The organism is Phaeovulum sp., from assembly GCF_041596715.1.
In the GTDB taxonomy this organism is placed as follows: domain Bacteria; phylum Pseudomonadota; class Alphaproteobacteria; order Rhodobacterales; family Rhodobacteraceae; genus UBA6213.
This window is the reverse complement of record NZ_JBFHIA010000230.1, coordinates 1-4,705: the sequence shown is the minus strand read 5'-3', so window position 1 is coordinate 4,705 and position 4,705 is coordinate 1. Positions and strand designations below refer to the sequence as shown.

Below are 4,705 nucleotides of genomic sequence, written 5' to 3'. Positions count from 1 at the left end.
GTCGTTCTCAAGGAACGGGATCAGTGCTGCGGCGATGGAAACCAGCTGCTTCGGCGAAACGTCGATCAGATCGACCGCTTCTTTCGGATTCAGCATAAACTCGCCCGACTGGCGCGTTGACACCAGATCGTTGACGAAGCGCCCCTCGGCGTCGAGCGTGGCGTTGGCCTGCGCCACTGTGTGGCGCATTTCCTCGGTGGCCGACATGTAGACGACCTCGTCGGTCACCTTGCCTTCGATCACCTTGCGGTATGGGGTCTCGATGAAGCCATATTTGTTCACCCGCGCAAAAGTGGCGAGCGAGTTGATCAGGCCGATGTTCTGACCTTCGGGCGTTTCAATCGGGCACATCCGGCCATAGTGGGTCGGGTGAACGTCGCGCACCTCAAAGCCCGCGCGTTCGCGCGTAAGACCACCCGGCCCAAGGGCCGAAAGGCGGCGCTTGTGCGTCACTTCCGACAGCGGGTTGGTTTGGTCCATGAACTGGCTAAGCTGGCTCGAGCCGAAGAACTCGCGCACAGCGGCCGCCGCCGGCTTGGCGTTGATCAGGTCTTGCGGCATCACCGTGTCGATCTCGACCGAAGACATCCGCTCTTTGATCGCGCGCTCCATGCGCAGCAGACCGATGCGATACTGGTTTTCCATCAGCTCGCCCACCGAGCGCACACGGCGGTTGCCGAGGTGGTCAATGTCGTCGATCTCGCCTTTGCCGTCGCGCAGTTCGACCAAGCCCTTGATGCAGGCGATGATGTCTTCCTTGCGCAGGGTGCGCTGGGTGTCCGGCGCATCGAGATCGAGACGCATGTTCATCTTCACGCGACCCACGGCCGAGAGGTCATAACGCTCGCTGTCGAAGAACATCGTGTCAAACAACTGGCTGGCCGCTTCAACCGTTGGCGGCTCGCCGGGGCGCATGACACGGTAGATATCCATGAGCGCCTGATCGCGGTTCATGTTCTTGTCGGCGGCCATGGTGTTGCGGATGTACGGGCCGACCGTGATGTTGTCGATGTCGAGCACCGGGATATCGGTGATGCCGTTATCCATCAGCACCTTGAGCGAACCGCCAGAGATTTCGCCATCGCGGCTGTGTTCGATGGTCAGTTCGTCGCCCGCTTCGACATAGATGAAGCCGGTTTCCTCGTTGATGATATCCTTGGCCACGAAACGGCCGAGGATATGCTCGAACGGCACCAGAAGCTCTTTCACCTTGCCGGATTTTTGCAGCTCGTTGACCATGCGCGGCGTGACCTTGTCGCCCGCCTTGCAGAACACTTCGCCGGTATCCGCATCGACCAGATCATAGGTCGGCCGGGTGCCACGCAGACGGTCGGGGAAGAAGGGCGTGACCCAGCCCTTTTTCTTGGCCTGCTTGTAGCTGATGGTCTGGTAATAGGCATCCATGATGCCTTCCTGATCCAGCCCAAGCGCATAGAGAAGGGTCGTCACCGGCAGTTTGCGGCGGCGGTCGATGCGCGCGAACACCAGATCTTTCGCGTCAAACTCGAAGTCGAGCCAGCTGCCGCGGTACGGAATGATCCGGCAGGCAAACAGCAGTTTGCCCGAAGAATGGGTCTTGCCGCGGTCGTGGTCGAAGAACACGCCCGGGCTACGGTGCATCTGGCTGACGATCACCCGCTCGGTGCCGTTCACGATGAAGGTGCCGTTCTGGGTCATCAGGGGCATGTCGCCCATGAACACGTCTTGTTCCTTGATGTCCTTGACCGACCGCGCCCCGGTGGTTTCGTCAACATCGAACACGATCAGGCGCAGCGTCACCTTGAGCGGCGCGCTGTAGGTCATGTCGCGGCTCTGGCATTCGTCAACGTCGTATTTCGGCCGCTCCAGTTCGTATTTCACGAACTCGAGAATCGCATTTTCATTGAAGTCCTTGATCGGAAAAACCGATTGGAACACACCTTGAATCCCGTCACCGTCTTGCGGTTTCGGGCCATCGCCTGAACGCAGGAACAGATCGTAGGAAGATTTCTGAACCTCGATGAGGTTCGGCATTTCGAGAACTTCGCGGATTTTGCCGTAGGTGCGGCGGATACGCTTTTGACCAACGTACGCTTGAGCCATGCTCGTGGTGACCTTTCGTCTCTTCGCGGGTGCCAGTCGTCGGGGCCCGACTAGCGCCGCATGCGAATGAAGGGGCCGGTTCAATTCATGCCCGCCATCCCACTGGCGGGCTCCCGAACCGTGAACGCCGCCTTGGGCAAACCCCCTAATGCGAAGGGCCTCTCCAAGACAGGTTCGGCCGGGCCCGGAAAACCCGGACCCAGCCTTTTAGTTCGCTGCCCAATGGGCGGCGGATTACTTCAGCTCGACCTTGGCGCCAGCCTCTTCGAGCTTTTTCTTCAGGCCTTCGGCGTCAGCTTTCGACACGGCTTCTTTCACCTTGCCGCCAGCTTCCACGAGGTCTTTCGCTTCTTTCAGACCCAGACCGGTGATCACGCGCACTTCTTTGATCACGTTGATCTTGTTCGGGCCGGCATCGGTCAGCACGACGTCGAACTCGGTCTTTTCTTCGGCCGCTTCGGCGGGGCCGGCGGCAGGACCGGCCATCATCACAGCGCCGCCAGCGGCGGGCTCGATGCCGTATTTGTCCTTGAGGATCGTTTTCAGTTCTTGCGCCTGAAGCAGGGTCAGACCCACGATCTCTTCGGCGAGTTTGTTCAGATCAGCCATTTTCTCATCCATTCTCTGGTTCATTTCCAACGAAGGGCATCAGCCGCTACGAAGGCAAGGGTTGCATCAGGCGGCAAGCCGCTCCTCAAGGGTCTTGAGGATGCCCGCGATGTTGGAAGCAGGCGCGCCAAGGGCACCGGCGATGTTCGAGGCCGGAGCGCCAATGCACGAGACGATCTGAGCAAGAAGCTCTTCACGCGACGGCATCAGGGCCACGGCTTTCACACCTGCCGGGTCCAGCGCCGCGCTGCCCATTGCCCCGCCAAGGATACGGAACTTTTCGTTCCCCTTGGCATAGGCATCCGTGACCTTCGCCGCAGCGACTGGGTCTTCGGAATAGGCCAGCACGGTCATGCCCGTGAGATATGTGCCGATGCTTGCGCAGGGCAGACCCTCCAGGGCGATCTTGGCGAGCTTGTTCTTGGCAACGCGAACGGACCCACCGGCAGCGCGCATGCGCCCCCGAAGATCCTGCATCTGTGCAACCGTCATGCCTTCGTAGTGGGCAACCACCACGACGCCAGAGCTTGCGAAGATCTGGCCGAGTTCCTCGACCACTTGCTCTTTCTGGGCTCTATCCACGGTTCACTCCAAGGTTGGGGGTTTCCCCCCGGCTCTCATATGCCCCCGGCATCGCGCCGGAAGCGTTCGGGTCCGTATCACGGGTCCCGAGGCCAGATCGCCCGGGCCAGGCCCGGAAATGGTCTCGTTCCCCATCTCGGGAAGGAAATTAAGGCCGTCAGGCCACCCTCCGTCTCGGACAGGACGGGGCGTTTCCGCCCCGCCAGCAACCGGGCTTTCGCCCGGATTCTTGGCCGCGTCAGTGCGCTGCGGCCGATGCCACATCAAGGCTGACGCCCGGGCCCATGGTCGAAGAAAGCGAAACTTTCTTCACATAGGTGCCCTTGGCGCCCGCCGGACGGGCCCTGGTAACGGCGTCCACGAAGGCACGGACGTTTTGGGCCAGCGCTTCTTCGGTGAACGAAACCTTGCCGATGCCGCCATGAATGACGCCGGCCTTTTCAACCTTGAACTGCACTTCGCCACCCTTGGCCGCAGCGACAGCCGTTTTCACGTCCATCGTCACGGTGCCGACCTTCGGGTTCGGCATCAGGTTGCGCGGGCCAAGGATTTTGCCGAGGCGGCCGACCAGCGGCATCATGTCCGGCGTCGCGATGCAACGGTCGAACTCGATCTTGCCCGACTGAATCGTCGCGGCAAGCTCTTCGGCACCAACGATATCGGCACCTGCGGCAGTGGCCTCATCGGCCTTGGCACCACGGGCGAACACCGCCACGCGCACCGTCTTGCCGGTGCCGTTCGGCAGTTGCACGACGCCGCGGACCATCTGGTCTGCGTGGCGCGGGTCAACACCAAGGTTCATGGCGATTTCCAGCGTCTCGTCGAACTTGGCCGAGGCGGCGGATTTGATCAGTTTCACGGCATCTTCAACCGAAAGGTTCAACTTGCCATCGAATTGGGCACGCGCTGCGGCGGTGCGTTTTGCAACCTTGGCCATGATTACCCCTTCACCTCGATACCGATCGACTTTGCGGAACCGACGATGATCTGCATCGCAGCCTCGATGTCGTTTGCGGAAAGGTCTTTCATCTTGGTTTCGGCGATCTGGCGGATCTGCGCCACGCTCACGCTGCCAACCGGCTCATGGCCCGGTTTGACCGAGCCCTTCGGGCGGTTGCGCTTGCCAACCGGCTTCAGCCCAGCGGCCTTCTTGAGAAGGAACGACGCCGGCGGCGTCTTCATCTCGAAGGTAAAGGACTTATCGGCGTAGTAGGTGATGACCGTGGGCACCGGCGAGCCGGGCTCGAGGTCCTGGGTCTTGGCGTTGAACTCTTTGCAGAACGCCATGATGTTGATGCCACGCTGACCGAGCGCAGGCCCGATCGGCGGGGAGGGGTTGGCTTGCCCCGCTTTGACTTGCAGCTTCAGGCTGCCGATAATCTTCTTGGCCATCAGGCCTCTCCTTTATCACCTGCGCCGAATGTGGCGCGTT

Annotated in this window: 5 protein-coding genes; all 5 read right to left on the bottom strand. The window is 60.9% G+C overall.

What is annotated here, in order from left to right; translation table 11 throughout:
- Nucleotides 1–2,082 (bottom strand): DNA-directed RNA polymerase subunit beta (gene rpoB, locus ABY403_RS13490; protein ID WP_372841350.1); only part of this gene is annotated, 2,082 nt, incomplete at its 3' end.
- Nucleotides 2,083–2,316: 234 nt separating this feature from the next.
- Nucleotides 2,317–2,691, bottom strand: a complete 375-nt coding sequence (gene rplL, locus ABY403_RS13485) for a 50S ribosomal protein L7/L12 (RefSeq protein WP_372841349.1) — start codon at nucleotides 2,689–2,691, stop codon at nucleotides 2,317–2,319.
- Between the two features lie 66 nt (nucleotides 2,692–2,757).
- Entirely contained in the window at nucleotides 2,758–3,273 is a 516-nt protein-coding gene (rplJ, locus tag ABY403_RS13480; RefSeq protein WP_372841348.1) for a 50S ribosomal protein L10, read from the bottom strand.
- 238 nt (nucleotides 3,274–3,511) lie between these two features.
- Entirely contained in the window at nucleotides 3,512–4,210 is a 699-nt protein-coding gene (gene rplA, locus ABY403_RS13475; protein WP_372841347.1) for a 50S ribosomal protein L1, read from the bottom strand.
- A 2-nt stretch (nucleotides 4,211–4,212) separates the two neighbouring features.
- The gene (gene rplK, locus ABY403_RS13470) at nucleotides 4,213–4,665 is read right to left on the bottom strand and encodes a 50S ribosomal protein L11 (RefSeq protein WP_372841345.1); all 453 of its coding nucleotides are present in this window, start codon (nucleotides 4,663–4,665) and stop codon (nucleotides 4,213–4,215) included.
- Nucleotides 4,666–4,705: the final 40 nt, after the last annotated feature.